General features: G+C 65.1%; 24 protein-coding genes, 1 tRNA gene and 2 pseudogenes. 8 read left to right on the top strand and 19 right to left on the bottom strand.

The window, feature by feature from the left end; translation table 11 throughout:
• Nucleotides 1-408, top strand: a complete 408-nt coding sequence (locus K6L26_RS14110) for a DUF2628 domain-containing protein (RefSeq protein ID WP_221853267.1) — start codon at nt 1-3, stop codon at nt 406-408.
• On the opposite strand, the gene K6L26_RS14105 is transcribed toward K6L26_RS14110, so the two are convergent.
• The 5 genes from K6L26_RS14105 to K6L26_RS14085 are packed head-to-tail and all read right to left on the bottom strand — an operon-like array spanning nt 405 to nt 3,718.
• On the bottom strand, nt 405-1,229 hold the full coding sequence (locus K6L26_RS14105) for an SCO1664 family protein (protein WP_019343943.1): 825 nt from the start codon (nt 1,227-1,229) through the stop codon (nt 405-407). The genes K6L26_RS14110 and K6L26_RS14105 overlap by 4 nt on opposite strands.
• Nucleotides 1,213-1,800: a DUF3090 domain-containing protein gene (locus K6L26_RS14100; RefSeq protein ID WP_019343944.1), complete on the bottom strand. Its 588-nt coding sequence runs from the start codon at nt 1,798-1,800 to the stop codon at nt 1,213-1,215. The genes K6L26_RS14105 and K6L26_RS14100 overlap by 17 nt, the downstream gene beginning before the upstream one ends.
• Before the next feature lie 35 nt (nt 1,801-1,835).
• On the bottom strand, nt 1,836-2,507 hold the full coding sequence (locus tag K6L26_RS14095) for a histidine phosphatase family protein (RefSeq protein ID WP_019343945.1): 672 nt from the start codon (nt 2,505-2,507) through the stop codon (nt 1,836-1,838).
• A gap of 13 nt (nt 2,508-2,520) precedes the next feature.
• Nucleotides 2,521-3,351: an undecaprenyl-diphosphate phosphatase gene (locus tag K6L26_RS14090; protein ID WP_036394327.1), complete on the bottom strand. Its 831-nt coding sequence runs from the start codon at nt 3,349-3,351 to the stop codon at nt 2,521-2,523.
• A gap of 55 nt (nt 3,352-3,406) precedes the next feature.
• Nucleotides 3,407-3,718, bottom strand: a complete 312-nt coding sequence (locus tag K6L26_RS14085; RefSeq protein WP_036393981.1) for a hypothetical protein — start codon at nt 3,716-3,718, stop codon at nt 3,407-3,409.
• A gap of 123 nt (nt 3,719-3,841) precedes the next feature.
• Here K6L26_RS14085 and K6L26_RS14080 point away from each other — a divergent pair, with 123 nt between their 5' ends.
• The 3 genes from K6L26_RS14080 to K6L26_RS14070 are packed head-to-tail and all read left to right on the top strand — an operon-like array spanning nt 3,842 to nt 6,197.
• Complete coding sequence (locus K6L26_RS14080) at nt 3,842-4,870, top strand: YncE family protein (RefSeq protein ID WP_221853266.1); 1,029 nt, start codon at nt 3,842-3,844, stop codon at nt 4,868-4,870.
• On the top strand, nt 4,867-5,136 hold the full coding sequence (locus K6L26_RS14075; RefSeq protein ID WP_019343949.1) for a DUF5703 family protein: 270 nt from the start codon (nt 4,867-4,869) through the stop codon (nt 5,134-5,136). Before K6L26_RS14080 ends, K6L26_RS14075 begins: the two co-directional genes overlap by 4 nt.
• Entirely contained in the window at nt 5,136-6,197 is a 1,062-nt protein-coding gene (locus K6L26_RS14070) for a quinone-dependent dihydroorotate dehydrogenase (protein ID WP_076111847.1), read from the top strand. The genes K6L26_RS14075 and K6L26_RS14070 overlap by 1 nt, the downstream gene beginning before the upstream one ends.
• A gap of 97 nt (nt 6,198-6,294) precedes the next feature.
• On the opposite strand, the gene K6L26_RS14065 is transcribed toward K6L26_RS14070, so the two are convergent.
• Both K6L26_RS14065 and K6L26_RS14060 read right to left on the bottom strand, forming a co-directional pair.
• A complete protein-coding gene (locus K6L26_RS14065) occupies nt 6,295-6,819 on the bottom strand; it encodes a YbhB/YbcL family Raf kinase inhibitor-like protein (protein ID WP_064897357.1) in 525 nt (174 codons plus the stop codon).
• Between the two features lie 27 nt (nt 6,820-6,846).
• On the bottom strand, nt 6,847-8,190 hold the full coding sequence (locus tag K6L26_RS14060) for a M20/M25/M40 family metallo-hydrolase (protein WP_019343952.1): 1,344 nt from the start codon (nt 8,188-8,190) through the stop codon (nt 6,847-6,849).
• A gap of 88 nt (nt 8,191-8,278) precedes the next feature.
• On the opposite strand from K6L26_RS14060, the gene K6L26_RS14055 reads away from it, so the two are divergent.
• A tRNA-Leu gene (locus K6L26_RS14055) sits at nt 8,279-8,364 on the top strand.
• On the opposite strand, the gene K6L26_RS14050 is transcribed toward K6L26_RS14055, so the two are convergent.
• The 4 genes from K6L26_RS14050 to K6L26_RS14035 all read right to left on the bottom strand — a co-directional run bounded on the left by K6L26_RS14050 (nt 8,346) and on the right by K6L26_RS14035 (nt 13,580).
• Nucleotides 8,346-9,992 carry a recombinase family protein gene (locus K6L26_RS14050; protein ID WP_070949316.1) on the bottom strand — a complete coding sequence of 549 codons (1,647 nt, stop codon included), beginning with the start codon at nt 9,990-9,992 and terminating at the stop codon, nt 8,346-8,348. The two genes, K6L26_RS14055 and K6L26_RS14050, sit on opposite strands and share 19 nt — an antisense overlap.
• Nucleotides 9,993-10,181: 189 nt before the next feature.
• Nucleotides 10,182-11,693, bottom strand: coding sequence for a replication initiator (locus tag K6L26_RS14045; protein ID WP_079634025.1), 1,512 nt, complete (start codon nt 11,691-11,693; stop codon nt 10,182-10,184).
• A gap of 4 nt (nt 11,694-11,697) precedes the next feature.
• Nucleotides 11,698-13,143: an FtsK/SpoIIIE domain-containing protein gene (locus K6L26_RS14040; RefSeq protein WP_064897361.1), complete on the bottom strand. Its 1,446-nt coding sequence runs from the start codon at nt 13,141-13,143 to the stop codon at nt 11,698-11,700.
• Between the two features lie 92 nt (nt 13,144-13,235).
• Nucleotides 13,236-13,580 (bottom strand): SCO3933 family regulatory protein, encoded by a 345-nt coding sequence (locus K6L26_RS14035; RefSeq protein ID WP_005114273.1) that lies wholly within the window; start codon nt 13,578-13,580, stop codon nt 13,236-13,238.
• Between the two features lie 253 nt (nt 13,581-13,833).
• Between K6L26_RS14035 and K6L26_RS14030 the strand changes: the two genes are divergently transcribed.
• Together K6L26_RS14030 and K6L26_RS14025 are read left to right on the top strand one after the other, a co-directional pair.
• Nucleotides 13,834-14,634: a hypothetical protein gene (locus K6L26_RS14030; RefSeq protein WP_005110620.1), complete on the top strand. Its 801-nt coding sequence runs from the start codon at nt 13,834-13,836 to the stop codon at nt 14,632-14,634.
• Between the two features lie 6 nt (nt 14,635-14,640).
• The gene (locus K6L26_RS14025) at nt 14,641-15,108 is read left to right on the top strand and encodes an NUDIX hydrolase (protein WP_005110618.1); all 468 of its coding nucleotides are present in this window, start codon (nt 14,641-14,643) and stop codon (nt 15,106-15,108) included.
• A gap of 8 nt (nt 15,109-15,116) precedes the next feature.
• Here the strand turns inward: K6L26_RS14025 and K6L26_RS14020 are convergent, their stop codons facing one another.
• The 8 genes and pseudogenes from K6L26_RS14020 to K6L26_RS13985 form a co-directional block, all read right to left on the bottom strand.
• Entirely contained in the window at nt 15,117-15,653 is a 537-nt protein-coding gene (locus K6L26_RS14020; protein ID WP_005110615.1) for an HD domain-containing protein, read from the bottom strand.
• Between the two features lie 349 nt (nt 15,654-16,002).
• On the bottom strand, nt 16,003-16,245 hold the full coding sequence (locus K6L26_RS14015; protein WP_005110614.1) for a hypothetical protein: 243 nt from the start codon (nt 16,243-16,245) through the stop codon (nt 16,003-16,005).
• A complete protein-coding gene (locus K6L26_RS14010) occupies nt 16,242-18,017 on the bottom strand; it encodes a ThiF family adenylyltransferase (protein ID WP_005110612.1) in 1,776 nt (591 codons plus the stop codon). The genes K6L26_RS14015 and K6L26_RS14010 overlap by 4 nt, the downstream gene beginning before the upstream one ends.
• Complete coding sequence (locus tag K6L26_RS14005) at nt 18,014-19,027, bottom strand: SMODS domain-containing nucleotidyltransferase (protein WP_005110610.1); 1,014 nt, start codon at nt 19,025-19,027, stop codon at nt 18,014-18,016. The genes K6L26_RS14010 and K6L26_RS14005 overlap by 4 nt, the downstream gene beginning before the upstream one ends.
• Nucleotides 19,014-19,982: a CBASS cGAMP-activated phospholipase gene (locus K6L26_RS14000; protein WP_234788552.1), complete on the bottom strand. Its 969-nt coding sequence runs from the start codon at nt 19,980-19,982 to the stop codon at nt 19,014-19,016. The genes K6L26_RS14005 and K6L26_RS14000 overlap by 14 nt, the downstream gene beginning before the upstream one ends.
• Nucleotides 19,983-20,304: 322 nt before the next feature.
• Nucleotides 20,305-21,048, bottom strand: a complete 744-nt coding sequence (locus tag K6L26_RS13995) for a nucleotidyl transferase AbiEii/AbiGii toxin family protein (protein ID WP_005110607.1) — start codon at nt 21,046-21,048, stop codon at nt 20,305-20,307.
• Nucleotides 21,045-21,956 carry a hypothetical protein gene (locus tag K6L26_RS13990; protein WP_174551595.1) on the bottom strand — a complete coding sequence of 304 codons (912 nt, stop codon included), beginning with the start codon at nt 21,954-21,956 and terminating at the stop codon, nt 21,045-21,047. The genes K6L26_RS13995 and K6L26_RS13990 overlap by 4 nt, the downstream gene beginning before the upstream one ends.
• A gap of 614 nt (nt 21,957-22,570) precedes the next feature.
• A pseudogene (locus K6L26_RS13985) lies at nt 22,571-23,732 on the bottom strand (IS3 family transposase).
• A gap of 69 nt (nt 23,733-23,801) precedes the next feature.
• On the opposite strand from K6L26_RS13985, the pseudogene K6L26_RS13980 reads away from it, so the two are divergent.
• A pseudogene (locus K6L26_RS13980) lies at nt 23,802-24,244 on the top strand (DDE-type integrase/transposase/recombinase); the annotation flags it as partial.
• Nucleotides 24,245-24,259: the final 15 nt, after the last annotated feature.

The following is a 24,259-nucleotide window of genomic DNA, read 5'->3' as shown; positions in this document are numbered from 1 at the left end:
ATGACCGAGCAGACCCCCGTCGACAACCTGTCCGACTCGTGGCGCTGGAAGTTCGATTTCTTCCACACGTACGGACTGCCCGGCTCTACCCCAGCAGCCAAGGCCGCCTATCGCGATCTGAGCTTCATGGCCAAGCTGCGGCTGACCTCCAACGTCCTGGCGTTCCTGTTCGGGCCGATCTACTTCTTTGTGAAAGGCATGTGGCGCAAGGGATTGTCGTTGTTGGGAATCGCCATCGCCGCCGGAGTGGTGCTGACGGTCCTGGACGTCAGCGACATGATCGGGCGCTCAGCCGGAATAGCCATCGGGGTGCTGGCGATGTCGACGGCGAACTACGCCTACTACCTGCACGTGGTGCGCGGTAGCCGGTCGTGGAATCCGTTCGAGGGGTTCGGGCGGGCCCGCTAGAACGCCGGCCACGGGATCGGCCGATGCCGGTCGGGTGTCGGCATCACCGGATTGTGCAGTAGCCCCACGATTCTGGACCGCAACGCGGCGATCTCCGCTTCGGTGATGTGCCCGCACAACTGCTCTGCCAGACCGGCGAAACCGTCACGCAGCGTGGCGATGTCGGCCAGAGTTTCATCGTCGACAGGCTTGCCGGCCCAGCCCCACAGTACGGTCCGCAGCTTGTCCTCGACATGCAGGCTCACTCCGTGGTCCACCCCGTACACCGCCCCGTCGAGCCCGGCCAGGATGTGTCCGCCCTTGCGGTCGGCGTTGTTGACGAGCACATCGAACACCGCCATGCGGAACAACCGGGGATCGTCGGCGTGCACCAGCGTCACCTCGTCGCCCGCGTAGTCGTAGGCCTGCAGGATCGGCAGGAACCCCGGCGGAAGGTGCCCGGCCGGCAGCAGGTCCACCAGATCGGGGCCCGCGTCCGGCTCGTCGCCCACCTGGTCCCCGGGCTGGTCCACCCACAGCTGCACCATGCCGGGGCCGGCGGGGCCGTCCCGAATAATGGTGCGGGGCACAATGTTCCAGCCCAAAGCAGCCGACACCAGATAGGCGCTCAACTCGCGACCGGCCAAGGTGCCGTCGGGAAAATCCCACAGCGGCGCCTCGCCCCGGATCGGCTTGTACACGCAGTGCACCTGGCTCTCACCGGAGGTCGCCTCGCACAGGAAGGTGGCGTTGCTGGCCGATCGGATCCGGCCGATCACCGTCAGTTCGCCGACGGCCAGGATCGCGCCGCCCTCGAGGTCGCCGTCAGATGTCTGTGTCATCTTCGGACCCGGCCACCTCACCGCGCCGATAGCCGTTGGTACGCACGCAGATGTGGCCATCAGGGTCCAGCGGCTCATCGCACAGCGGGCACGGCGGGCGTCCGGCCGAGATCACCCGGTTGGACCGGGTGGCGAACTCCCGTGCCGACTCCGGGGTGAGGAACACCCGCACGGCGTCGGGTCCGTCCTCGGCATCGTCGAGCACCACCGAGGCGTCGAACTCACCCTCGGAAACGGCGAGCAGCTCGACCACCACGGTCTGCGCCTCCGAATCCCAGCCCAGCCCCATCGTGCCGACGCGAAACTCGGCGTCGACCGGGGTGATCAGCGGCAGCAGGTCACTCACCTCGCCGGTGTCCGGCGGGATCGGGGTGCCGAAGCGGCGGTTGATCTCCGTCAGCAGGGCAGCGATCCGCTCAGCCAACACGGCCACCTGCTGCTTCTCCAGGATGACCGAGATCACCCGTTTGTCGTGGACAGCTTGCAGATAGAACGTCCGGTTGCCGGGCTGGCCGACCGTCCCGGCAACGAAACGGTCAGGAGTGCGGAATACGTGAATTGCGCGGGCCATGGCACCTTCCAAAATACCGGTAACGGTCCCCCAGGTCAGTTGGTGGACCCACCCACCACGGCGTCGGTGGCGGGTTTGGCCGCCAGCCCGGCGCTCAACTGGGTACCGGTGTGGTTGATATGCATCACGAACGGGCGCAGCTCGGTGTAGCGGATCACGCTCATCGACGCCGGGTCCGCGGTGATGCGCTGAAATCCGTCCAAGTGCACGCCCAAGGCGTCGGCCAGCACGGCCTTGATCACGTCACCGTGGGTGCAGGCCACCCACAGCACATCGGCCCCGTGCTGTTCGGCCAGCGCGCGGTCACGTTCCCGTACCGCGGCCACCGCCCGGGACTGCACCTGAGCCAGACCCTCGCCCTCGGGGAACACCGCCGCACTGGGCTGCTGCTGCACAACCGCCCACAGCGGCTCCTTCACCAGCTCGCCGATGGCCCGGCCGGTCCAGCTCCCATAGTCCACCTCGGTCAGCCGGTCATCGGCGATCGGCTGCAGCGCCAGCGCCTCGGCCAGCGGGGCCACCGTGCGCTCACAGCGCAGCAGCGGCGAGTGCACGATCGCGGTCACCGGCAGTTCTCCGATGCGTCCGACCAGGCCGGCGGCCTGCTCGACGCCGCGCTCATCGAGGTCGACGCCCTCGCTGCGACCCGCGAGGGTATGGGCGGTGTTCGACGTCGACCGACCGTGCCGCAGCAGGATCACCGTCATCTCAGCTCCTTGATCATTGTGCGGCCACCACTCCGGTACCCAGCAGCGCCAGCACCACCACGCCCAGCACCACCCGATAGCCGACGAACCAATACATGCTGTGCGACACCAGGAATTTCAGGAACCAGGCGATGGCCGCGAAACCCACGACGAACGCGATCACAGTGGCCACCAGGAGCTGGGCTCCGCTGGCGCTCATCCCTTCCCCGACCGGGTGGAACGCATCGGGCAGCGAGAAAATGCCCGAGGCGAAAACCGCGGGGATGGCCAGCAGGAAACCGAATCGGGCGGCCAACTCGCGTTCCATGCCGAGAAACAGGCCCGCGCTGATGGTCGCTCCCGAGCGGGAGACGCCCGGAACCAGGGCAAGACACTGGGCCAGGCCGACGATGATGCTGTCCCGCCAGGTCAGCTGTTCGACGCGACGCACCTGCCTGCCGTAGTACTCGGCCGCGGCGATCACCGCGGAGAACACGATCAGCGCCGTGGCGACCAGCCACAGATTGCGTGCGCCGGTACGGATTTCGTCTTTGAACAACAGGCCGAACACACCGATCGGGATGCTGCCGATGATCACCCACCAGCCCAGCCAGTAATCGGCCGACCGGTGCACCGCGTTCGTCAGGCCGGCGAACCAGGCCTTGATGATGCGACCGATGTCCCGGGCGAAGTACACCAGGACCGCGAGTTCGGTTCCCAGCTGGGTGACCGCGGTGAACGAGGCGCCCGCGTCGTCGTCGAAGAACACCCGCGAGGTGATCGCCAGGTGGCCCGAGGACGAGACCGGCAGAAACTCGGTGAGCCCCTGGACAATCGACAACACGACAACTTGCAGCCAGGACATGGCACCGACGTCAGTCACGACGACGACCGTACCGTGGCGACCTGGCGGTGAAGCGTCAGCGACCGGTGCGCGAAACCGGCTGCGCGTCGGCGACCGCGTCACGCACCGTTGCCGACAGACTGCGCTCGTCAGTCAGGTCGATGTCGGTCAGTTTGCGGGTGGCCACCGCCACCACGTCGTCGTCGAGCGGAACCGGGCCGGACAGCCGCGGACGGTAGATCTCGATCATCAGCTGCTGACGCTCGATGTGGAAGGAAAAACTCCGGCCATCACCGACTTGGCCAAACCCACTAGCGTGCACACCAGTGGAAATATCCTCCATAGCAAATTCCCGGTCACTCAGTTCCCGGTCTGCGGCGAGGGTCATGGTCGAACCATACCTCGACTTATGCGGCGTTGGTTGCAGACGCGACCATTTCCGGCCGACGGCCATGCCTAAACTGGATTCCTGCACGTCACCCACTGTCCACTTTCGACCGAGAGCCATCCGTTGCGCCCAATTCCTGCAGGTCAGCCAGTTCGCGCCGGCCTCGTTGCGCTGGCCCTGCTGCTCACCGCGGGCTGTACGTCCAACCCCACCGATGCCCCGCCGCCCACCATCGAGCCCGCTCAGGCCGCAGTTTCACCACCGGTCGCGGCCACGCCGGACGGCGAGATCAGGGATTTGCGCGGGCATGTCGCGAGCGCAGTCTTCGATCCAGCAACCGGCACGCTGGCCGTCTTGACCCCCGGGCCCGAAGGCCAGTCGACCCTGAGCCTGCTGACCGGCAACAAGCCGCGGCGCGACGTGACGTTGCTGCCCGCGGCCACCGCGCTCAGCGTCGACGGCAAGGGCGACGTCCTGGCATCCACCCGGGGCGGATATTTCCGGGTCGACGCGGCAAGCGGCAAGCCCGCGAAGATCGACGTGGACGACGCCCAGGGCGTCGACTTCACCGCGATCGCAGTGCGCGCCGACGGTAATCCGGTGCTGGGCACGTCCGACGGAGCCGTCTTCACGCTGGGCGACGACCACACCGTAGCCGCCCGGCTGAAGATCTTCGCCCGGGTGGATTCACTTGTCACACAAGGAAATACCGCGGTGGTGCTGGACCGTGGACAAACCTCGGTGACGGCCGTCAACGCCGGCGGCACGAAAGCCGCCCAGGCCTTGCGGGCCGGCGAAGGCGCCACCACCATGGCCGCCGACACCCGCGGACGGGTCCTGGTCGCCGACACTCGCGGTGACGAGCTACTCGTGTTCGGCGCCGACCCGCTGATCATGCGGCAGCGCTACCCGGTACCCGCCGCCCCCTACGGCCTGGCCGGGTCCGCCGAGCTGGCCTGGGTGTCGCAGACCGCGGCCAACACCGTGATTGGTTACGATCTCTCCACCGGCATACCGGTGGAAAAGGTGCGTTATCGAACCGTGCAGCAACCGAACTCCCTGGCCTACGACGAGAAGACGGACACGCTCTACGTGGTGTCCGGCTCGGGAGCCGGCGTGCAGGTGATCCACCCGGCGTCGGGCCGCCGATGACCACCATCCAGCAGGGCCGCATGCCTCCCGGATGGGACAAGGTCGTCGCCGAGGACCTGTCCGAGGAATACGACTGGATACCGCTGCGGCTGCCTCCGGATGTCACCAGGATCAGTGCCTCGATCCGGTTGTCGATCGAGGCCGAATACCGCGGCTGGGAACTGACCCGGGTGCGGGCCTATACAGATGGGAGCCGACGGGTGCTGTTGCGCCGCAAGAAGACCGCGTCATCCATGCCGGGCACGCCCCAGGCGCCTTCGCTGTGATCTACGCGGCCTTGCGGCGGGCGCTCTTCCTGGTGCCGCCGGAACGAATCCACCTGTGGGTGTTCGCCGTTCTGCGTGCGGCCACCGGTCCCGCGATGCTGCGCCGCGCACTGGCGCGGCGGTTGGCGCCCAGCGATCCCGTACTGGCCAGCACGGTGTTCGGAGTGCGGTTCCCCGGCCCGATGGGACTGGCCGCCGGCTTCGACAAGGACGGCCGCGGGCTGGAGACCTGGGGCGCCCTGGGCTTCGGATACGCCGAGGTCGGCACCGTCACGGCGCAACCACAACCGGGCAACCCCGAGCCCCGGCTGTTCCGGCTGCCCGAGGACCACGCGCTGCTGAACCGGATGGGGTTCAACAACGAGGGCGCCGGCGCGCTGGCCATCCGGTTGGCCCGGCACACCCCCGAGGTGCCGATCGGGGTGAACATCGGCAAGACCAAGGTCACCCCGCCCGAGGACGCGGTTGCCGACTACGCCGAGAGCACGCGGTTGGTGAGCGCACTGGCCGCCTACGTCGTCGTCAACGTCAGCTCACCCAACACCCCCGGACTGCGTGATCTGCAGGCCGTGGAATCGCTGCGGCCGATCCTGGCCGCGGTCAAGGCCGAGACCGCCAAACCCGTGCTGGTCAAGATCGCCCCCGACCTCTCCGACGCCGACATCGACGAAATCGCCGACCTGGCAGTCGAATTGGGGCTGGCCGGGATCGTGGCCACCAACACCACCATCTCGCGGGACGGGCTGGCCACACCTGGCGTGGCCGAACTGGGTGCCGGCGGGGTGTCAGGGCGCCCGGTCGCGCACCGGTCGCTTGAGGTGCTGCGCCGTCTTTACGGCCGGGTGGGCGACAAACTGGTGCTGATCAGCGTCGGCGGCATCGAAACCGCAGACGACGCGTGGGAACGGATCATCTCCGGGGCCACCTTGTTGCAGGGCTACACCGGGTTCATCTACGGCGGCGGCACCTGGGCCAAACAGATCCATGACGGCATCGCCGACCGGTTGCGCACCGGCGGATTCGCCTCGCTGAGCGAGGCGGTGGGATCAGCCGCCCGCTGAGCCGAGCACGAGCGTGCGCGGAATGCTGCCCTGACACGGAGTGTCCGGCAGCAGACGCGCACGCTCGCGGTGCTGGGGGGTGTGAGCCGGGGGCGAGCTACTTCTGCTCGTAGGTGCCGTGGATGACGGCGCGGGCGATCGCCTGACCGAACAGGTTGAAGCCCAGGTAGGCAGGGGTCGCTCCCTCGGGCAGCTCCAGTGACTCGACCGGCAGGGCGTGCACGGCGATGTAGTAGCGGTGCGGGCCGTGACCGGCCGGCGGGGCCGCACCGATGTAGCGCTTGAGGCTCGCATCGTTGGCCAGCGTGACCGCACCGCCGGGGAGGTCACCGCCGTCACCCGCGCCGGCGGGCAACTCGGTGACCGAGGCGGGCAGGTCGGCCACGGCCCAGTGCCAGAAGCCCGAGGCGGTGGGCGCGTCGGGGTCGTACACGGTGACGGCGAAGCTCTTGGTCTCGGCCGGGAAGCCCGACCAGCTCAGCTGCGGCGAGGTGTCCGAACCGCCGGCGCCCATGATCCCGCTGACCTGATCGTTGGCCAGCGGCTGCCCGTCGCTGACCGATTCGGAGGTCAGGGTGAACGTCGGCAGCTTCGGCAGGTTGTCGTACGGAGATGTGCTCATGGTTCCCTCTCGTCGTGGCTCGTGCGGTCAGCAGTTCCGCAGAAAGTGTTCCAGAACGCGTGCGCCGAACTGCAGCGCATCCACGGGTACCCGCTCGTCGACGCCGTGGAACAACGCGGCGAAGTCCAGCTCGGGCGGCAGACGCAGTGGCGCGAACCCGAAGCAGCGAATCCCCAACCGCTGGAACGACTTCGCATCGGTGCCGCCCGAAAGCATGTACGGCACAGTGCGGGCCTCGGGGTCCAACGCCAGGATCGCCGCATTCATCGCATCGACCAGGTCGCCGTCGAAGGTGGTCTCGTACGACGGCAGGTCGCGCTCCCAGCTGCGGGTGACGTCGGGACCGATCAACTCGTCGACCTCGCGTTCGAAGGCCTCCTTGCGGCCGGGCAGCACCCGGCAGTCGATCACGGCTTCGGCCGACGCGGGAATGACGTTGGCCTTGTAACCGGCCTTGAGCATGGTCGGGTTGGCGGTGTCGCGCAGGGTGGCGGAGACGATGCGCGCCACACCACCGAGTTTGGCGATGGTCCCGTCCAGATCCGGCGAGTTCACGTCGAAGTCGTAGCCCGTCTCCTCGGCCACCGCGGTGAGGAACTGCTCCACGGCCGGGTTGAGCACCAGCGGGAACTGGTGGCGGCCCAGGCGGTCGACCGCACCGGCGATCGCGGTGACGGCGTTGTCGTCGTGCAGCATCGACCCGTGACCGGCCCGCCCGCGGGCGGTCAGCCGCATCCAGGACAGTCCCTTCTCGGCGGTTTCGATCAGATAGAGCCGACGCTCCCCGCCGTCCTTGCGGGGCACCGTCAGCGAGAAGCCACCCACCTCGCCGATCGCCTCGGTGACGCCCTCGAACAGATCGGGTCGGTTGTCCACCAACCAGTTCGCGCCATAGGTACCGCCGTGCTCCTCGTCGGAGACGAACGCGAACACCAGCTCACGCGGCGGCACGATGCCCGCACGCTTGAAGTGCCGGGCCACCGCGATGGCCATCCCGACCATGTCCTTCATGTCGACGGCGCCGCGGCCCCACACATAGCCGTCCTTGACCGCACCGGAGAAGGGGTGCACGCTCCAGTCGGCGGGCTCGGCGGGTACCACGTCGAGGTGACCGTGGATCATCAGCGCGCCCCGGCCGGCGTCCGCACCGGGCAACCGGGCGAACACATTGCCCCGGCCCGGGGCGCCGGCCTCGACGTATTCGGTCTGGTAGCCGACCTCCTGCAGCTGCTGGGCGACCCAGTGGGCGCACTCGGCCTCACCCTTGGTGGTGGCCGGGTCACCTGTGTTGGAGGTGTCGAATCGGATGAGCGCACTGACGAGTTCGACTACCTCGTCCGCGCTGGAGGCGGGGACCGTCACAGAGTCCATTGGTACCACCGATTCGCTCCGGGACGCCGGTTTGGGTCTTGGGCACCCAATCCGATAGCCTTAGGCGCCCAGCCCGCAAGGCTGGCAAGTCCGAGTGGCGGAATGGCAGACGCGCTAGCTTGAGGTGCTAGTGCCCTATTAACGGGCGTGGGGGTTCAAGTCCCCCCTCGGACACATTTGGCGACACGACTCAGGTCGGCAGTCGCCGTGACTCGCCGAAGATGCGGGTCGTAGTCGAGACGCAGGCCCAAGCTTGCGTACACCTCGGCGCGCTCAGCTCCGGTTGCCGCGCCGAGGATGACCGACAGTCCGCCTAACTCCTTAACTAACTCACTGATCTCGGCGGCACACATGGCGCGGGGCCGCTCCACTCGCTCAACGCGTGCCCTCAGCTCGTCGCGCTCGGCGGTACGTTGACGCAACGCAGCAGTTAGATCCTCAACGGCCACGCCAGACTCCACGGCGGTGATCAAGGCAGCCACTTTGGCATTCGCCTCGCTCAGCTGGCGCTGCAAGGCGGCGTAGCCAGGTCCGGCCGCCGGGTCCACGTCTTGCCCGCGTGCGAGGTCTTCTGGATCGGCCAGAGTGGCGATCCATTCGTCGAGTCGCGCTGTCACTGCGTCTTCGCGGAGATAGACGGTGCGCGGATGATCACTCAGGTCCACAGGTACAGAACGTGACTTGCCGAACTCACAACGGTAGAGGATCCGCGTTGTTTGCTTCCCCGGCCGGGCGGCGCCCTGCATTCGCCGTCCACATGCGGCGCAGAACAGCAGCCCACGCAGCGCATACGGCACTGTCGATTCTCTGCTGCACACGCGACCGGGACCACGCCGCGCCTGCATCCGGAGACGAACAGCCTGCGCCAGCTCATCAGGGATCAGCTCTTCGTGCGTGCGTCGATCGGGTGCGATCCAGTCGGCCCGATCGCGCCACCGCATGCGAGTCTCATATCCCGCGGCGACATCATCGGGGTTCAAAAGGACCTCATACTTCTCCTGCTTGCCCCAGACACGGATACCGCGGTACGCAGGGTTGTCGAGAATGGCGCGGATCGCCGAATGGGACCATCCACGTGGGTCACGATGCCGGTTCCGTGCCGGGTCGTATTGGCTCGGTGATGGCACTCCATCGTCGGTGAGCTGCTGTGCGATGAAGCGCAAGCCAGCACCATCGGCATACATGCGATAAATCCGCTCGACGGTCGGGGCGGTCTCGGGGTCAGGCTCCAGGCGGTGAAGACGCTGCCCAAGACTTGCCTTGGCGGGGTTTGGGTGCGGGCCGGCATCGACGAGTTGATAACCGTACGGTGGGCGACCGCCGAGGTATCTGGTTGTGTCCTGCGCGAGTGCCGACATCGCGGTACGCACGCGCATCTGGATTCGCGCACGTTCTCCCTTGCTCATTCCGCCAAAGAGCGTCATCACGAGGTCGTGTGCCTCGGATCCGGGATCAACCGCTCCGCCAACTTCAGGCACCCATAGGCCGACCCCGTAGTGCGTGAGCACCGGGAAGGTGAGCGCAAATTGCGGTCCGTAGAACGCGCGAGCAGGTTCCCCGATCACGACGGCATCGAAGCCACGGTCACGAGAAGTGACATCTGCGAGCAGACGTGAAGCCTCCGGCCTGCGTTTCCAGGGAAGCGACCGGCTCTGTCCTATATCGAAGTAGTCGGCGGCGAGGACGCCGCCATGCGGACTGATCAGATCGATGGCACGACGTTTCTGCCAGCTGCGGCTCGCCTCCGGATCTTGGGCGTCCTCGGTACTCACTCGGCCATAGAAGGCGAACCTGAGGCTCATGCCACTCCCCTCCCTGATCTAGGCGTCCGGTCCCGCATAGCCAGTATGACGTTTACCAGCGCGCGGTTGGCCTCGCGCGGGAGCCGATACCGGTTCGGCAGGTCAATTTCAACACCTCCCTCTGACATGTTCGGAGCATCGACTCGAACGTCACACTCGGAGCGAGCATGTGTCGTAGTCGGGCATCTTTCAGCCATCGCTTGCCCCTAGCGGATCCCATTGTTCGTTGTGGGCTTGGCGACGTGCTTCTACCAGTCCGATGAGGCGGGAGTGGATGCGTTGGAGGGCCGCGGAATAGACGAGACTGCGATCGCCGAGGCTGCCGAGGCCGGCACGTTCGAACTCCCACGCCACCAGATCATCGCGACCGGCGAAGTCACAGTTGGGATCGTATTGGTATGCAGTGCTTTTCAAGCGTTCTTCACGCGTCCAAATGGCGCGCTGTTCGCGCAGCACGGTCATGGTAGTGGAATAACGGCGGGATTTGCTGGTGATGTGGCCGCGGAATCCGAGGGTGTGCAACCACCGCCCGATGCCGGACAGTCCTTTGTCCGCGAGATCGCTGATGGTGGTCAGGATGGTCCGCACATGCTCTGACACGTCCAGGTCGGGTATGGCTTCCGTAGATAGGCGGCGCGCGCTGATTCCGAGGTCTACCAAGGATTTGGTGACATACTTGGCGAGATAGCGTGCCACCAGCCGGCCAGACATGGACCGTCCTGAGCCTGACCCTGGTTCTGGTTCTGGTTCTGGTTCTGGTTCTGGTGGAGCACTTTTCACTGGTTTTGCGGATGCGGCGAGGGGTTGGGTGTCGATCTGTGTGCCGAAACGTATCGTCCGCGCATCGGTATCAGCGGTCGGATCGTCGATGGTGAGCGTGACGGTGCGGGCGGCGTGTTGGATGATGGTGGCGAGTTCGACTGCACCGATGGGTGATTCCCAATCGGTCTGATCGGGGTCGTCTTGGGGGTCCAGGCGGATCAGGGCGTGGATGTGTGGGATGGCGCGGGCTTGCAGTTCGACGATTTTGATGAAGCTCACCCGCACCGCATCCGGATCCACACCGGTGGCTTTCAGTTCTTTGCGGAGGGTGCGCCGCATGGTGATGGTGAAGCGTCGCCACAGTTCGGGAAGATGCCAGGCGAACAGGACATGCCCGGCATAGTCGTAGCACTCCGGACAGAGCGGCTGACCGACCCGCTCGTCGCCATGATCATGGGACATGCTGCACCACAATTGTTTTCCATGCGGGCAGCGGCGGTAGCCGCCGATCCGGTGCTGGTCTCGGCATACCTGCGCTTTCTTGTCCCCCGACGTCGTGGCGGTGTGGACGGCCCCGAAGCTGGGGGCAGTCAGGGTGAGGAAAACTTGCGGATGATCGCCCACCGCGGTGGGCATGCCGTGGTGGCCTCCCGCAGCGCCGGCGTGCACGAGTTGCCAGGTGTCGCGGGCGTAGAGATCTGAACACGACGGGCAAATGTGGGCGCGACGGTTGTTGCACCGCGTCCACACCACCCGCTGACGCCCGTACTCATCGGTACCGATCAGCTGGATGGGGTGAGCGCAGAATCCGACGGATTCTGCTCGTCGCCACCAGGATTGGTATCCCATCGACGCGGCCCGGCGCACCATCTGCTCGACCACTCGGGTGGTATCAACTGTATCCGGAACACCCGGCAGGGCAAGCTGCGCCGATGTCATGGAGCTATTCACCGCTGCCCTCACTCACGGTGTGCCCGGTATCGGTGTTGTGTGGCTGGTGGGTCTTGTTCGGTCGGCTCGGGGGTCGGCGGAAGCGAGTGGCCAGCGCGGTGATGTCGTGGTCGGTGACGTGGAAGGCCCGCACCCGCTGGGCGTAGGCGGTGCCGTCAACCATCATGTAGCCAACACCCGGTGTCGCGTCGGGGATGCGGTCACATTCGGCGCCGGCATCGCGTGCTCCCTGTCCCAGGACCATAGTGGTTTGGGTGGCTTCAGTCAGGCGCAACCCGATCCGCACCGTGAACAGCTGCCTTAACGGCAGGGTGTCTTTGGCGGGGTCTTGCACCGCGGCGACGACGCTGATGCCGACTGCGCGGCCTTGCGAGAGCAGGAGGCCCAGGAGTTGTTCGATTTCGGTGCGGACCTTGCGGTCGGTCACATACGCACTCAGTGCTGCGATTTCATCGATCACTACCACGAACAACGGCTCCGACGTCGTGGGAGTGTGTAGTCGGGTGTGGCCGCGCAGACGATTCGCCCGGGCGTGCATCACCGTGACGAGCTGGCGTAGCAGCTCCAGGGTGGTGTCGGTGGCGTCGTGGGTGAACACGGTGAACAGGGGTGCTCCGGCACCGAGTTCCATGCCACCTTTGGGGTCGATGACACATAACCGCACCAGTCCGGTCTTCACCGCGGGGGCGATGCCGGCGATCAACGACCACAGCACTGAGCCTTTGCCTGCGCCGGTTGCCCCGGCGATCAGCACATGGTGACCGAGCAGCGGCACTTGCCACCAATGCCGCGTTTCGGTGATCCCGACCCGCACCAGCGCCAGGTCCACCGGGGTTGCCGGGGCGGGCATGGGCAGGACGATCGGTTCAGCGAGCACGTCTGCCCGCATTAAAGTGATGCGCAGTTCGCCAGGCGAGGTGGCGGTGATGCTGATGCGGTCGGCGCGCCACGCGGCGGCCAGCGCGTCGGACTGTTTATGCCAATCTGCCACGGACTGGCCGGTGACGATGCGCACCGCCAGCACATCGGTGGTTTTACCGATTGTCACCGTGCGCAGGGTGGGAGTGAGGGTGCGTCCGCCGAGTGTGGCCGTCAGGCCGTGCAAGGTGCAGGTCGATTCCCAGGTGCGGGTGTAGCGCGACCACGTGAGCCAGCGCCGCCGTACCGGTTCGGTCACCCAGGCGCGAAATGACCCCGGTTGGAGCCAGGCCCAGCCCGCATACCCGGCACTGCACACGATCGCGCAGATCAGGCCCACGCGTGGGCCGTGGCTGATGGCAAGCACGAGGCTGGCGATGATGGGCACGCTGATCGCCGGGAACAGCACCGCCCACCAGAGCACATACCCGGCTGCGGTGAACAGCGACATGACCAGTTCTCCGAACCAGTCGTCATCGCCTGATCCACTGTTGGTGGTGTTCTTATTGTTCGATGTCATGAGAGATGCCCTCCGTGAGCGTGTGGTCAACAGCAATGCCCGGGGTGGCGGGGTGCGGTGATCGGTTCACCGCACCCCACACCCGCTTGGGGTTACTTCTGCGGGCGTGTCTGCTCACTCGGCGCAGCACCACTGGCGGTGGCGGGGGTGAGGGCATCAGCGCGGAACGCCACCCCGCTGCGATCACCTTGGGCCCACGGGATGGCCACCAGACCAACCACCGAAACAGACTGCGTGACTGTAACTTTGGGGTCTCCTGCCACGGTGACATTGAGTACTTCGCCGCCGGAGTCATCCAGCGCGAGGACCTGGGTGGCGTACATCGGCATCCCGGTGGCGGTGTCGACTTTCGGGGCGCCGGTTTCGAAGTTCAGCCGTGGCTCCGGAGCGCGGGTGACGATAAAACGAGTTCCAGACGTATCGATTCTCAAACGCATTGTCCTACTAGTCCTTTCGTGAGATGTTGACGCCGGTCCGGCGCTGGATTCAGTTCACGTGGACATCACGGACGTTGCGAGAGACATGTGCCGACATTTCCGACACATCCACGGGCATTTCGGACACGGCCGGACATACCCACGGACATCACACCGACACTATCGCCGCAGGGTGGCGGCAATCGCATGGCAAACTAGACACCACGCGCTGAAGGATGGATACGGACGACACGGGAAGATGTGCGCTGACACGATGGACGAGCAGGACGGCACCGAGGCCGCCATCACTCCCAACGATCGCCTCGCGCAGCGGCTACAGGCCAAAGGTCTGTCCTCGCAGCGGTTCGCCACCGCGGTGGGTGTCGATATCAAGTCGGTGCGACGCTGGCTGGCCGATAGCGACTACAGAATTCGCGAACACAACGCCCGCAGCGCCAGCGAGGTGCTCGACTGCACTCCGCATGACCTGTGGCCCAAGCAGTACCCGGCCGCTACCGCCCGTGCAGTGACAACAGCGTCTGCGGGTGGGCCATTCACCGCGACCCTGTATGCCAGCCGTACTCAGCTGCCGATCACGACGTGGCAGCAGCATTTCGCCGACGCCACCACCGGCATCGACATCCTCGTGCTCGCGGCCACGTTCCTGTTCGACACCCTCGACGGATTCCTCGACACCCTGCTCGCCGCCGCCGCCCGCGGTGTGTCGGTGCGGTTTCTCGTCGGGGATCCCGACACTGCGACCACGATCTTGCGCGGTGAGGAGGAAGGGATCGGCGAGGCTGTCATCGCCCGCTGCCGCACGTCGGTGGAGTTGCTCGCCCCTCACGCCTGTACCCCGGGGCTGGACATTCGCACCCACGACACCGCGCTCTACACGTCGATCTTTCGGGTCGATGACGCCATGATTGTCAACTTCCACATCTACGGCTCACCCGGGCGCAACAACCCTGTGCTGGTTCTGTCACGTCACCATGAGCCAAGGCTCTGGACCACCCTCGAAGACGCTTTCACCCAGGTCTGGAACCGCGCCAGACCGCTGACCGCGAAAGGCTGACCCCCGATGCGCACCGACTACTACAATGACCCCAACGCCCCGGCGCCCAACAGTGTCGTTCCGTCCGCCTCGGCCATCGTCACCGACGAACAAGGTCGTATTCTGCTGATCAAACGCCGCGACAACACCCTGTGGGCGTTACCCGGCGGCGGACACGACATCGGCGAAACCATCGCCGACACCGCCGTGCGGGAAGTCAAAGAAGAAACCGGGCTCGACGTCGAAGTCACGGGTCTGGTCGGTGTCTACACCAACCCCCACCACGTGGTCGCGTTCACCGATGGCGAAGTGCGCCAACAATTCTCGCTACTGTTCGCCACCACGGTGCTCGGCGGGACCCTCGCCATCGACCACGAAAGCACCGACATCGCCTGGACTGCCCCCGACGACATCGCTGGCCTGGATATGCATCCGTCGATGCGACTGCGCGTCGAGCACTACCTGCAACGCCGCGACAGCCCCTACCTCGGCTGACCGCTGGGCTACAGCCAGTCGCGTACTCGCCGGACCGCCGCCAACAATTCGTCGCGGCCCGCGTCGACCGCCCGGTGCACCGGGTCCTCGGATCCATAACGCGCCAACACGTCGCGTAGTCGATCTCGCGGTGATATCGGCGCCCCGTCAGGTCCAGTCGTCAGATCGCAAAAAGTCAACGCATCAAGGACATTGCTGGGCGGATCGCTGAACGCGGACAAACCCGACAAGCCCCGCTCGGCAGCCTCCGCGTGCGCTCCGGTATGAAAGGCCACCAAGGAAGCGACCAGCTCCCCGAAACCCGCCGATCGCACGAACTCCGCTCCATCAAGGGGATGAAAACCGGTCCGGCGCACCGACGGTGCGTAACCGATATCGTGCAACCACCCCGCCGCGACCAGACAGTCCGCCGTTTGAGCATCGAAACGCCGGCTCAACCGCTCGGCAGTCGTCGCGACCCCCCGGACATGCGCCAACCGCCGCGGCTGCTCAGCCAGCCGCGCCTCGGCCTCGCGCCGTGCACGCTGCGCCAAAACTACGCTCACAACCGCCAGCCTACGAGCCCCAGCACCATGCCGCAGCCCCGTCGCGGCTGATGGCGCAGATCCTGGACACCCGCGACCCGCAGGAACCGGCGGCCACCAGCAGGCTTCGCTACGCTCGCTCTGCTCCCGTCCGCTGGCGCTCCCGTCCGCGCCGCTCCCTGCGCTCCGCCCTCCGTCCGCCGCCACGCATACATGCACCCACGACCGGCGCCGGAACTAAGTCGCAGGCCACAGGGCTGGCATCACGACGAGGCGCAGCTGCCCTCGCTGCTCGCCGCATCGAGACGCCGCGAGCGGCAGGCCGGACCAATAGCCTGACCGTCGCTGACCTGCGATGTGAGAACTTTCTTTACTGGTATCGAGACACCTGCTCGATACAGCGGCGAAGGCGTACCGCCGCTAACAGGAAGAAGTGCAGGTCACGTTCAAGAGTTTGGAGTTCCACGTGGTCGGCGTGCCGCTTGTTGAAGCGTCGGTCGATGCGTCCTGATTGGAGCGCCACGGCGTTGATCCAGTTGGTTGCCTCGGTGCGAAGACGCTCGACAATGACGCCCTCTGATGGGGCATTGCGTTGACGTTCCGTTGCCCTCATTCTGTCCCTGCTGTGTGATCCATGGGGTGCGTTACACCGGGGAGGAAGTGGTGTCGGGGGCCGCTGGCCGCGTGCGGCAGAGCGATGAGGTGTGTGCCCGAAACCGCGGAGTCCGGTTGTTGGAGGTGGCTTCCGATCAGGTTGACGAGTGTGGCTGCGACCGCTACGAGGTCGGCTGCCGAGCCGTGGAATGTGGGGACCGAGCAGCCCCTGGTTGGTATAAGTTCGTCATCGCTGGGTTCTTGCCACAGCGTGTGGTAGAGCTCAAGTCCGCTGTCGCCCTGGATTGTTCGGCCAGCGTCTTGATCGATGCTGGAAACTGTCGCTGTTGCGCTTGCGGCGCACAGCACGGCTAGGCCGAGCGTGCCAGAGCGAGCGTCTGTGGCGACCTGAGCGATCAATGCCTTTCGCGTCGGCGCAGTTGCCAACGCATCGAGACAGCTCGTGATGCCGTTGTTCACTGTGGCGTCGATGATGAGATCCGCTGCCAGGCACGACGTGTGGTCTTCTGGGAGGTGCCCTTCTGCGACGGTGACCGTCAGGTCATCACGGATCGCGCGGAGCCGTCCAGCGAGTGCCTCGGCTTTGGAACGGCCAATGTCGTCTTCGACGTAGTTTTGTCGGACGAGCAAGCCGCCGGTGACGATGCCAGGGTCGCACACGGTGATCTCCGATGCTCCTGCGCGAGCGATGAATTCGGCGATCCATGATCCGAGCCCGCCGCAGCCCCAGATGTGGACAGTCTTTCCTTGAAATCCGTTCACGGGGCGGCCGTCGTCGCGACGGGTTGTCACTTCGGGTCGTTCGTCGGACATCCTGCACCACTCAATCGGGATTTCAGTGTTGATCTTCGCGGGGTCGAGAACAATCCCCACACCCCGTTGCTGCGCGACCTCGCGGAGCGCATTCGCCGTTGGGGTGGGGAGCCGTCCGCCCAAGAGGTGGGGTGGGCCTCCAGCGGGGTGCGGCACGGCGAGGACGAAGTATTGCTCGGCGTCGTGGTGATTTCGTAACGCACTCGCCAGGAGGGCGGTGAGGAACGCCGGCGATTGCGGTGCGATCCGGGGAGCCCGTCCTTCGAGGCGGTCAAGGTAGGGGTCGTCCAGGAGAGCAAGCAGTAGCGCGAATGTGGATGCGGCACCGAACGGCAGCGCGGTGGCCAGGGTAATTACCGGTACGCGATGCCCGGCAGCTCCAGGCGAGTACGTCAGGTCGTATCGGTGCGTTGACCGGGCGATCAGGTGAGCCGTTTGGTGGCGCTTCGCCGGTCCGGGTTCTCGGGTAACGATCGTCGGTGTGTCATGTGCCTGATGCGGCACTCCGCCAACAGCGTGGTACATGGCGGTGGCGGCGTGGAAGTTTCCGGCGGCCGCGTCGACGAGCCAGTCCCAAAGGCGGGTGAGTAGGCCGGCCACACCAAGCGTCGGCTGCCATTCCCGTGAAGGATCCAAATAGATGCATAGTCGTTGACCCGCGAGCACATGGGGGTAGCCGAGAAACCGAGTGTGATCAACGTCGATAGCCGGTAGCGAGTACGAAGAGGGGCGAAGCTGAAGGATGAACTCCTCGGTCTCTTGAAGTTGCAGGCCACCCGGATGATGCGGGATGGCGGCCGTGCGTAGCGAGATGCGGAGCGACGCCTCGCCGCTAGCGTCGAGCGTGGGTCTTCCTCGGACCTGGATTTCGTTGGGACGTTGTTGCGCTAGCGCTTTGAGTTCGGCGAGGAGATGCTTCTGCCAGCCCGTCAGCGTGGGCTGGTGGCGTCTGGTCACCCTGCCCGACCAGAGCGCCCCACTGTTGAGTCCGCGGCAGAGGTGGCTGCTGGAAACTTCGCGCTAGCGGTTGTTGTGGCCGGCGCCTTGAATCCGTCGCCGAAGATGTTCTGCCACAGCTGGACACTGCGGTCTTTGTCTTTCTCCTCGTAGGCCGCTTCGATGTCGGCGGCATGCACGTGGATTCGGTCACGGAAGTAGCTGTAGGTCGCCTGAGCGCTCTCGGGGTCTGGTCCCCACCGGTGGTCGAACGTCACGCCGGAACCGGACGGGTCGGCGATGGAGGGCTTGATCGGGTTCGCTTGCAACCAGGTGTCGAGGTCTTGCACGACATGAAGAAGAGTTGTGGGGACGTTGCTGTAGTAACTCGGGTCCAGGAGCTTGCGCAAGTCTGTTACCTGCTCCCCCAGCATGGTGGTCAGCAGGACTGAACGTGTGCCGGTGAACGAATTCTTGTGATCACGAAGGTATTTCATGAGTCTGATCACTTTGCGTAAGTTCCCGCTGGCGATAGAGTCCTGTTTCTTCATCCAATCGGTGAAACCCTGCGGGTTGGTCAGCTCCCACTCGTTGTCGTCGCGGTTGACGATGACCTCTCGACCGTCGGCCAGGTTGAGGTGAGGGACGATGTCGACGTGCATGGAGTTGGCGTAGACGAGCCGCGCGCAGCGGCACTTACGTGAGTGCGGCATGGTGCCGTAGGTGCTGTGCCGATGCAGGGCTGCGTAGACCTCATCGATGTAGGTCTTGGGGTTGTCGGCCCAGTCCGGGTTCTGGCTCATGTCGAGCATGAAGTCGGCGTCGAACTCGTTGTCACCGACGGGGTTGATGATCGTGCGGTGTGCCCAGGAGCCTTGCGGCGTCTTGCCGGTGATCAGCGCACCGATTTCGACGTCGGCTTTGAGTGCCTTATAGATGGCTTCGACGCGCTGGTTGAGTAGGTCCAGTTTGAACTGGCTGAGATTGACCGTGTCTTTCAGCAAGACGTTGAAGTGGTCAGCGAGTTGCATTGGGGGCCTCCGTGTGTGAAATGCTGCCCGGATCGTCGCGGTGTCGGCGTCCGTTCACCGGTGTGTATGCGGGCGCCTGGTGGTCAGCGAATTTCGCGGTGTAGCTAGGGCTGAGTTCTCGGCTGACTGAGGCAGCGAGGCCGGCCACGTCCTTTGGGTCCGCCGAGTCCAGTGCGTAGAGGCCGCCGGGCACTAGAGCGTCGAAGCGCGTGTAGTTGGATTTGCCGATCAAGTGTTCGGCGAGGCCCTGTCCGCCACGGCTGCTGGCGTTAAGGATCAGCGGGGCAATCGGTCTTGCCCAGTGTAAGAGTCCGCCGCGGTCCAAGCGCTTGGGGTGATCGGTCAGCTGATCAATGGTGCCGACGTTGAGGACGGTAATCGCGTCGAGAGGAACACCGAGCATGCTGACGGCCTCGGCGATCGCGACGACAGCCGGGTTGTTGGCCCATACTCCGCCGTCAATGAGCCTGTGTCCGTCGACGTACGCCGCGGGGAAGTACAGCGGCGCCGCCGAGGTCGCCAGTGCAACGTCCACCATCGGTATGCGCCAGTCGCGGGTCAGCCGTGTGTGGTGCGGAGTCTTGAAGATGTGCACGGCCCCGCGTTGTACATCCCACGCGGGAATGACGAGTCGCTTCGTGCTGTCGCCAAGGAGTCGGGCTCCGAGGACGCCGGTCAACGCTTGCCGCAGCGCCTCTGCGTCATAGATGGGCGATCTCAGCTGCCGTGGTCGGCGCCATCCTCGCCGCCTCGACGCCGGAAAGACTTTCTCGACCAGTTCTTCGTAGTGGGAGACAATCTCCTTCGGCGTGAGGCCCGCACCGAGACCCAGTGCGACGATGCCGCCCGCCGACGTGCCAGCAATGAGGTCGAAGGAATCGGTGATCCTAACGCCCAGATCCTGCTCCAGACGTGCAAGCACATGCGCAGTGAACAACGCCTTGGCGCCCTCCATCGAGAGCGAGGACCTGGAAGCGCTCGGGGCGCGGGCCAGCCGCCTCGCGCTCGGCTGCTGGATAGACCTGCGCGGCGAATTCGCCAGGTCCCGGCGAGGACGTACCATTACCAAGGTTGGCAGGCGTCGCGGGAACTACATCCATGTAACTAGACTACGCCGCTCCGCCGACAACGACCTAGCCGTTATTGCCACCGGCGTGGGGACCCGCGCAGCCAGCAGCCATGTCAATGCTCCGGCTCAGCATTTGCCGGCTCCGTCGAGACCGAAACCGTTTCGCTCGGCGTAGCCGCACGGAAACGAACGACTGTCTGCTGGTGCGTCATCGCGACACGATGGCGACATGGCGCCGGAGCAGCGCCCGCACTCTGGCCGGCACCCTCGTCGGCGGACTGGAGATCATCTGCGCTGCCACACGCGCAGCGTCGCCGCGCTCGCCGGCCTTTGTGATCTTGGGGTCGCCCAGGCGCCACGGCGAAGCGTGGTAATCGGGTTGTGACGCGACGATCTCCAGTAGTGTCTCGATATCCTGGAGGTCACGTTCGGAGTCGCGAACGGTACGTGCCAGCATCTTCAACACGAATGCTGCCTCGACGTCGGGAACCGGAACTTCGAACTCAACCGTGTCGCCGTCGGTGAGTCGGGCTGTGACGGCGACTTCGATCGGCGGTAGGGCGAGCGCCAACCGCAGCCCTGGCGCTCCGTCGAAGGCTCGTTCGCCGATGATCCGCTTGCCTGGTTTGGCTGCGGTGGGAACTAAGAGGTCGACCGCTTGCTCACCCCGCTCGTAGCGGTTGCCGCACTCAGCGGTGTACCCCAGTGCGGTGAGTCGATCGTGGAGGTTCCCGGTGGACGCCACGTTGACGTCGATCCCGGTGTCTGCGTCGGAGGTCAGTCGCGGTATGCCCGACACGTTGTAGACGTGCCGCAGCAGTCGCACCATGTGACCGCCGATGACGCGGTACTCGATGTCGGCAGTGACTGCGGCCACGTCGCGCAGTGCACGCATTCCGTTGTCGTCGGCCACCGCAGTGCAGGCGATTTGCACCGATGCTGTTCCGGTCACCGGTGCACGATCCAGTCGCTGAGATGCTGCGGTGCACCGTCGCCAAGATCGGCACCGCCGCTGAGGTCCTGAAGCGCAATCACTGGATCCACAGTGATGATGTCGGAACGCTGCGTATCACGAATCCGCCGCCACCAGGCCGCGGTCGTCCAGACGGTCGGGTCGGCGGGAACCCGCACAGTCAAGGTCGCTTCCTCGGCGGTGGCCTCCACCAAACCGAACTCGGAGAGGTCGACCAGTTCTTTGGCATAGACCAGACCTCTGGTTGGTACCCGCCACGGTCGCAGGACGTCGGCGGCGACCTCGCCGCCAGCAAGGATCGGCACGGTGAGCTCGGCGCCGAGTCGGGTCGCACTGCGCACCTGCTCCACTACCGGATCCATTCCATACCAGTACGTTTCGACAAGTCCGCTGTCCGCAGGTACCAATGCCAGTTTCACCAGGAGCTCCCGGCGCGCAGCCTCGGTCATCGGCGTGTCCGGCAGCGGATCCTTCTCGGTCATTTTGGACACCGCCTGCTGGCTAACTCCGATGGCCGCGGCAATGTCGCGTTGGCGGAGGTGACCGCGCGTAAGCACACAGACCCGTTCAGCCGCCCGCCGCCGCCAGCTGCGCTCGCTGGCGGCGCGGGGCGGCCGTCCTGGTGTTGGCGTTCGGTAGGTTCGCCCGGAGAGCACCAGTTCGCCGGTGCTGCCGACGCTGAGATCCACGTCAGCCTGAGCCAGGAGCGCTGAACGTGCCTCATCTGAGATGGTCTCGCACACCACGAATACGCGGCGGCCTGGATGGCGGCGCACACGACTAAGGACTGCGGCCGGAGATGGCACACGTTCTGCCAGAACCAGGTCCGCTACTACGGCGCGGCCATCGATTCGGTATGTGATGCTGTGTGCATCACCAGTCACCATCCGCACGCCTGCGTCGACCAAGCGGGCAGGAATCGAAGCAGAGAGCACGTCTACTACTCTACTCAGTGACTACTTGTCAAACAACCTATTGTCGATAAATAGCGTTCTGGTTGTTTGACTTCGACCAACCAGTGGCGTAAAAACCGTCCATTGATCCGTCATACGCTGGTGGAGTTTAACGGGTCTAGCGTCGAGGAACCTGAGCAGATAGGGCTACTCTGACGTTTTCGCGGCGACGCCGGTAGCCCAGGCATCGCTGACAGCCGCTGACTCTTAATCAGCGGGTCTGGGGTTCGAAACCCTGACGGCGCACCATGCAAACGCACTGCTCAGGCAGGGTTGTTGTCGTTTCGGAGTGTTTGCTGCCTGTGACAGATGTGACCGATGTGACCGAAAGGTCTCCATATTGTCCCCGCGCTGCGGGAGCAGACCCACCACAGCAAACGGCGCGTCGGCGTGACATGTGAGACCGCCGTCCTAAGGTCGTGCCGTGTCTAATATGCCTCCCGACCCCGATGCATCTGACTCACGCGAGGACGGTGCACCTACCAAAGAGGCCTGTGCCAAGCTCTATCAGGAAGTGGGTCTGCTGCACGATCAGGTGACAATTTCGGTCACGCGGCCTGACTGGCCGTCGTGGTCATGATGGCTTCGTATTCGACGGGGGTCAACCGGCCGAGGGCGCCTTGGCGGCGACGTCGGTGGTAGGTGCGTTCGATCCAAGTGACGATGGCGATCCGCAGCTCCTCTCGGGTGGCCCAGCGGCGGCGGTCGAGGACGTTCTTCTGCAGCAGGCTGAAGAAGCTCTCCATCGCCGCGTTGTCGCCGGCCGCGCCGACACGTCCCATTGGGCCGACCATGCCGTGATGGTGCAGGGCCTGGACGAACTTTCGACTTCGAAACTGCGACCCTCTGTCCGTGTGAACCACGCAGCCGGCGACCACCCCACGGCGGCCGACCGCGTTGCGCAGCGCGGCGGTCGCCAGGCGTGACTTCATTCGGGAGTCGATCGAATAACCCACGATGCGGTTGGAGAATGCATCCTTGATCGCGCAGAGGTAGAGCTTGCCCTCGCCGGTGTAATGCTCAGTTATGTCGCTGAGCCACAACATGTTTGGCGTTTCAGCGGTGAAGTCGCGCTGGACCAGATCGTCGTGCACCGGCGGTCCTGGTTTGCCGTTCTTGTCGCGCTTCTTGCCGAACACGCTCCACAACTGCTGCTGTGAGCAGATGCGCCAGGCGGTGCGCTCGGCCATCGGCTCGCCGGCCTCACGGGCCTCCTCGACGAGGTAGCGGTAGCCGAACTCGGGGTCCTCGCCGTGCGCGTCGAACAGGGCGTTGGCGCGGTATGCCTCGACGAGTTCGGCATCGGTGATGGGATTTGCCCGCCAGCGGTAGTAGGGCTGGCGGGCGAGCTTGAGTACCCGGCGCGTCACCGCGACGGGAATCCCGTCGGCGGCGAGCTCACTTACGAGCGGGTAGACCCTTTTCCCGGCAGATTGGCCTGCGACAAGTACGCCGCTGCCCGCCGTAAGACTTCATTCTCTTGTTCCAACAACCGATTTCGGCGTCGTAGCTCGCGCAGATCAGCGGAGTCATTGGTGCTCTTACCCGGCTTGGCGCCCTCGTCGACGTCGGCTTGGCGCATCCACTTGGTCAACGTCATCGGGTGCACGCCGAAATCGGTGGCGATCTGCTCGATCGTCACCCCGTCGTCGGGTTACGGGCAACGCGGACGACGTCGTCGCGAAATTCACGGGGGTAGGGCCTAGGCACACTGACATCCTTCCAGCCCGCCCGCTTTGGGCAAGCCAACTCAGATGTCACCTATTGGTGCAGCAGACCCGATGATCGTGGGCTGGCGGGTAGCGTCGCACATGCGTACCACCATGGTGCTGGATGCGTTGGAGATGGCTCGTTGGTGACGCGGAAACACGTTGCCGGGCTTGACATGTCACTCCGATGCCGGATCGCAATTCACCTCTATCCGCTATGGCGAACGGCTCGCCGAGATCGGAGCGGTCCCCTCGATCGGCACGATCGGAGACAGCTACGATAATGCCCTGGAGACGGTGAACGGCTACTACAAGGCGGAGCTGATCTACGGGCCAGTCCGCACCAGGCCGTGGAAGACCGTCGAGGACGTCGAACTCGCGACCCTGAGCTGGGTGTACTGGCACAACACCAGCCGCTTACACAGCTACCTTAATGACATCCCACCCACCGAGTTCGAAGCCGCGTTCTACGATGCACATGGGACCGACCAACCCCTGGCCGGAATCCAATAACCCGAGCCTCCGGGA

The sequence above is a fragment of the Mycobacterium farcinogenes genome, from assembly GCF_019739075.1.
Lineage (GTDB): Bacteria > Actinomycetota > Actinomycetes > Mycobacteriales > Mycobacteriaceae > Mycobacterium > Mycobacterium senegalense.
Note: the sequence above shows the minus strand (reverse complement) of the source record. Positions and strands in the feature narration are given on the sequence as shown.

Coding starts and splice junctions, on each gene's coding strand:
- K6L26_RS14110 (WP_221853267.1), top strand. CDS start 1: ATGACCGAGCAGACCCCCGTCGACAACCTGTCCGACTCGTGGCGCTGG.
- K6L26_RS14105 (WP_019343943.1), bottom strand. CDS start 1,229: ATGACACAGACATCTGACGGCGACCTCGAGGGCGGCGCGATCCTGGCC.
- K6L26_RS14100 (WP_019343944.1), bottom strand. CDS start 1,800: ATGGCCCGCGCAATTCACGTATTCCGCACTCCTGACCGTTTCGTTGCC.
- K6L26_RS14095 (WP_019343945.1), bottom strand. CDS start 2,507: ATGACGGTGATCCTGCTGCGGCACGGTCGGTCGACGTCGAACACCGCC.
- K6L26_RS14090 (WP_036394327.1), bottom strand. CDS start 3,351: ATGTCCTGGCTGCAAGTTGTCGTGTTGTCGATTGTCCAGGGGCTCACC.
- K6L26_RS14085 (WP_036393981.1), bottom strand. CDS start 3,718: ATGACCCTCGCCGCAGACCGGGAACTGAGTGACCGGGAATTTGCTATG.
- K6L26_RS14075 (WP_019343949.1), top strand. CDS start 4,867: ATGACCACCATCCAGCAGGGCCGCATGCCTCCCGGATGGGACAAGGTC.
- K6L26_RS14065 (WP_064897357.1), bottom strand. CDS start 6,819: ATGAGCACATCTCCGTACGACAACCTGCCGAAGCTGCCGACGTTCACC.
- K6L26_RS14060 (WP_019343952.1), bottom strand. CDS start 8,190: ATGGACTCTGTGACGGTCCCCGCCTCCAGCGCGGACGAGGTAGTCGAA.
- K6L26_RS14050 (WP_070949316.1), bottom strand. CDS start 9,992: ATGAGCCTCAGGTTCGCCTTCTATGGCCGAGTGAGTACCGAGGACGCC.
- K6L26_RS14045 (WP_079634025.1), bottom strand. CDS start 11,693: ATGACATCGGCGCAGCTTGCCCTGCCGGGTGTTCCGGATACAGTTGAT.
- K6L26_RS14040 (WP_064897361.1), bottom strand. CDS start 13,143: ATGACATCGAACAATAAGAACACCACCAACAGTGGATCAGGCGATGAC.
- K6L26_RS14035 (WP_005114273.1), bottom strand. CDS start 13,580: ATGCGTTTGAGAATCGATACGTCTGGAACTCGTTTTATCGTCACCCGC.
- K6L26_RS14030 (WP_005110620.1), top strand. CDS start 13,834: ATGGACGAGCAGGACGGCACCGAGGCCGCCATCACTCCCAACGATCGC.
- K6L26_RS14025 (WP_005110618.1), top strand. CDS start 14,641: ATGCGCACCGACTACTACAATGACCCCAACGCCCCGGCGCCCAACAGT.
- K6L26_RS14015 (WP_005110614.1), bottom strand. CDS start 16,245: ATGAGGGCAACGGAACGTCAACGCAATGCCCCATCAGAGGGCGTCATT.
- K6L26_RS14005 (WP_005110610.1), bottom strand. CDS start 19,027: ATGCAACTCGCTGACCACTTCAACGTCTTGCTGAAAGACACGGTCAAT.
- K6L26_RS14000 (WP_234788552.1), bottom strand. CDS start 19,982: ATGGAGGGCGCCAAGGCGTTGTTCACTGCGCATGTGCTTGCACGTCTG.
- K6L26_RS13990 (WP_174551595.1), bottom strand. CDS start 21,956: ATGGTGACTGGTGATGCACACAGCATCACATACCGAATCGATGGCCGC.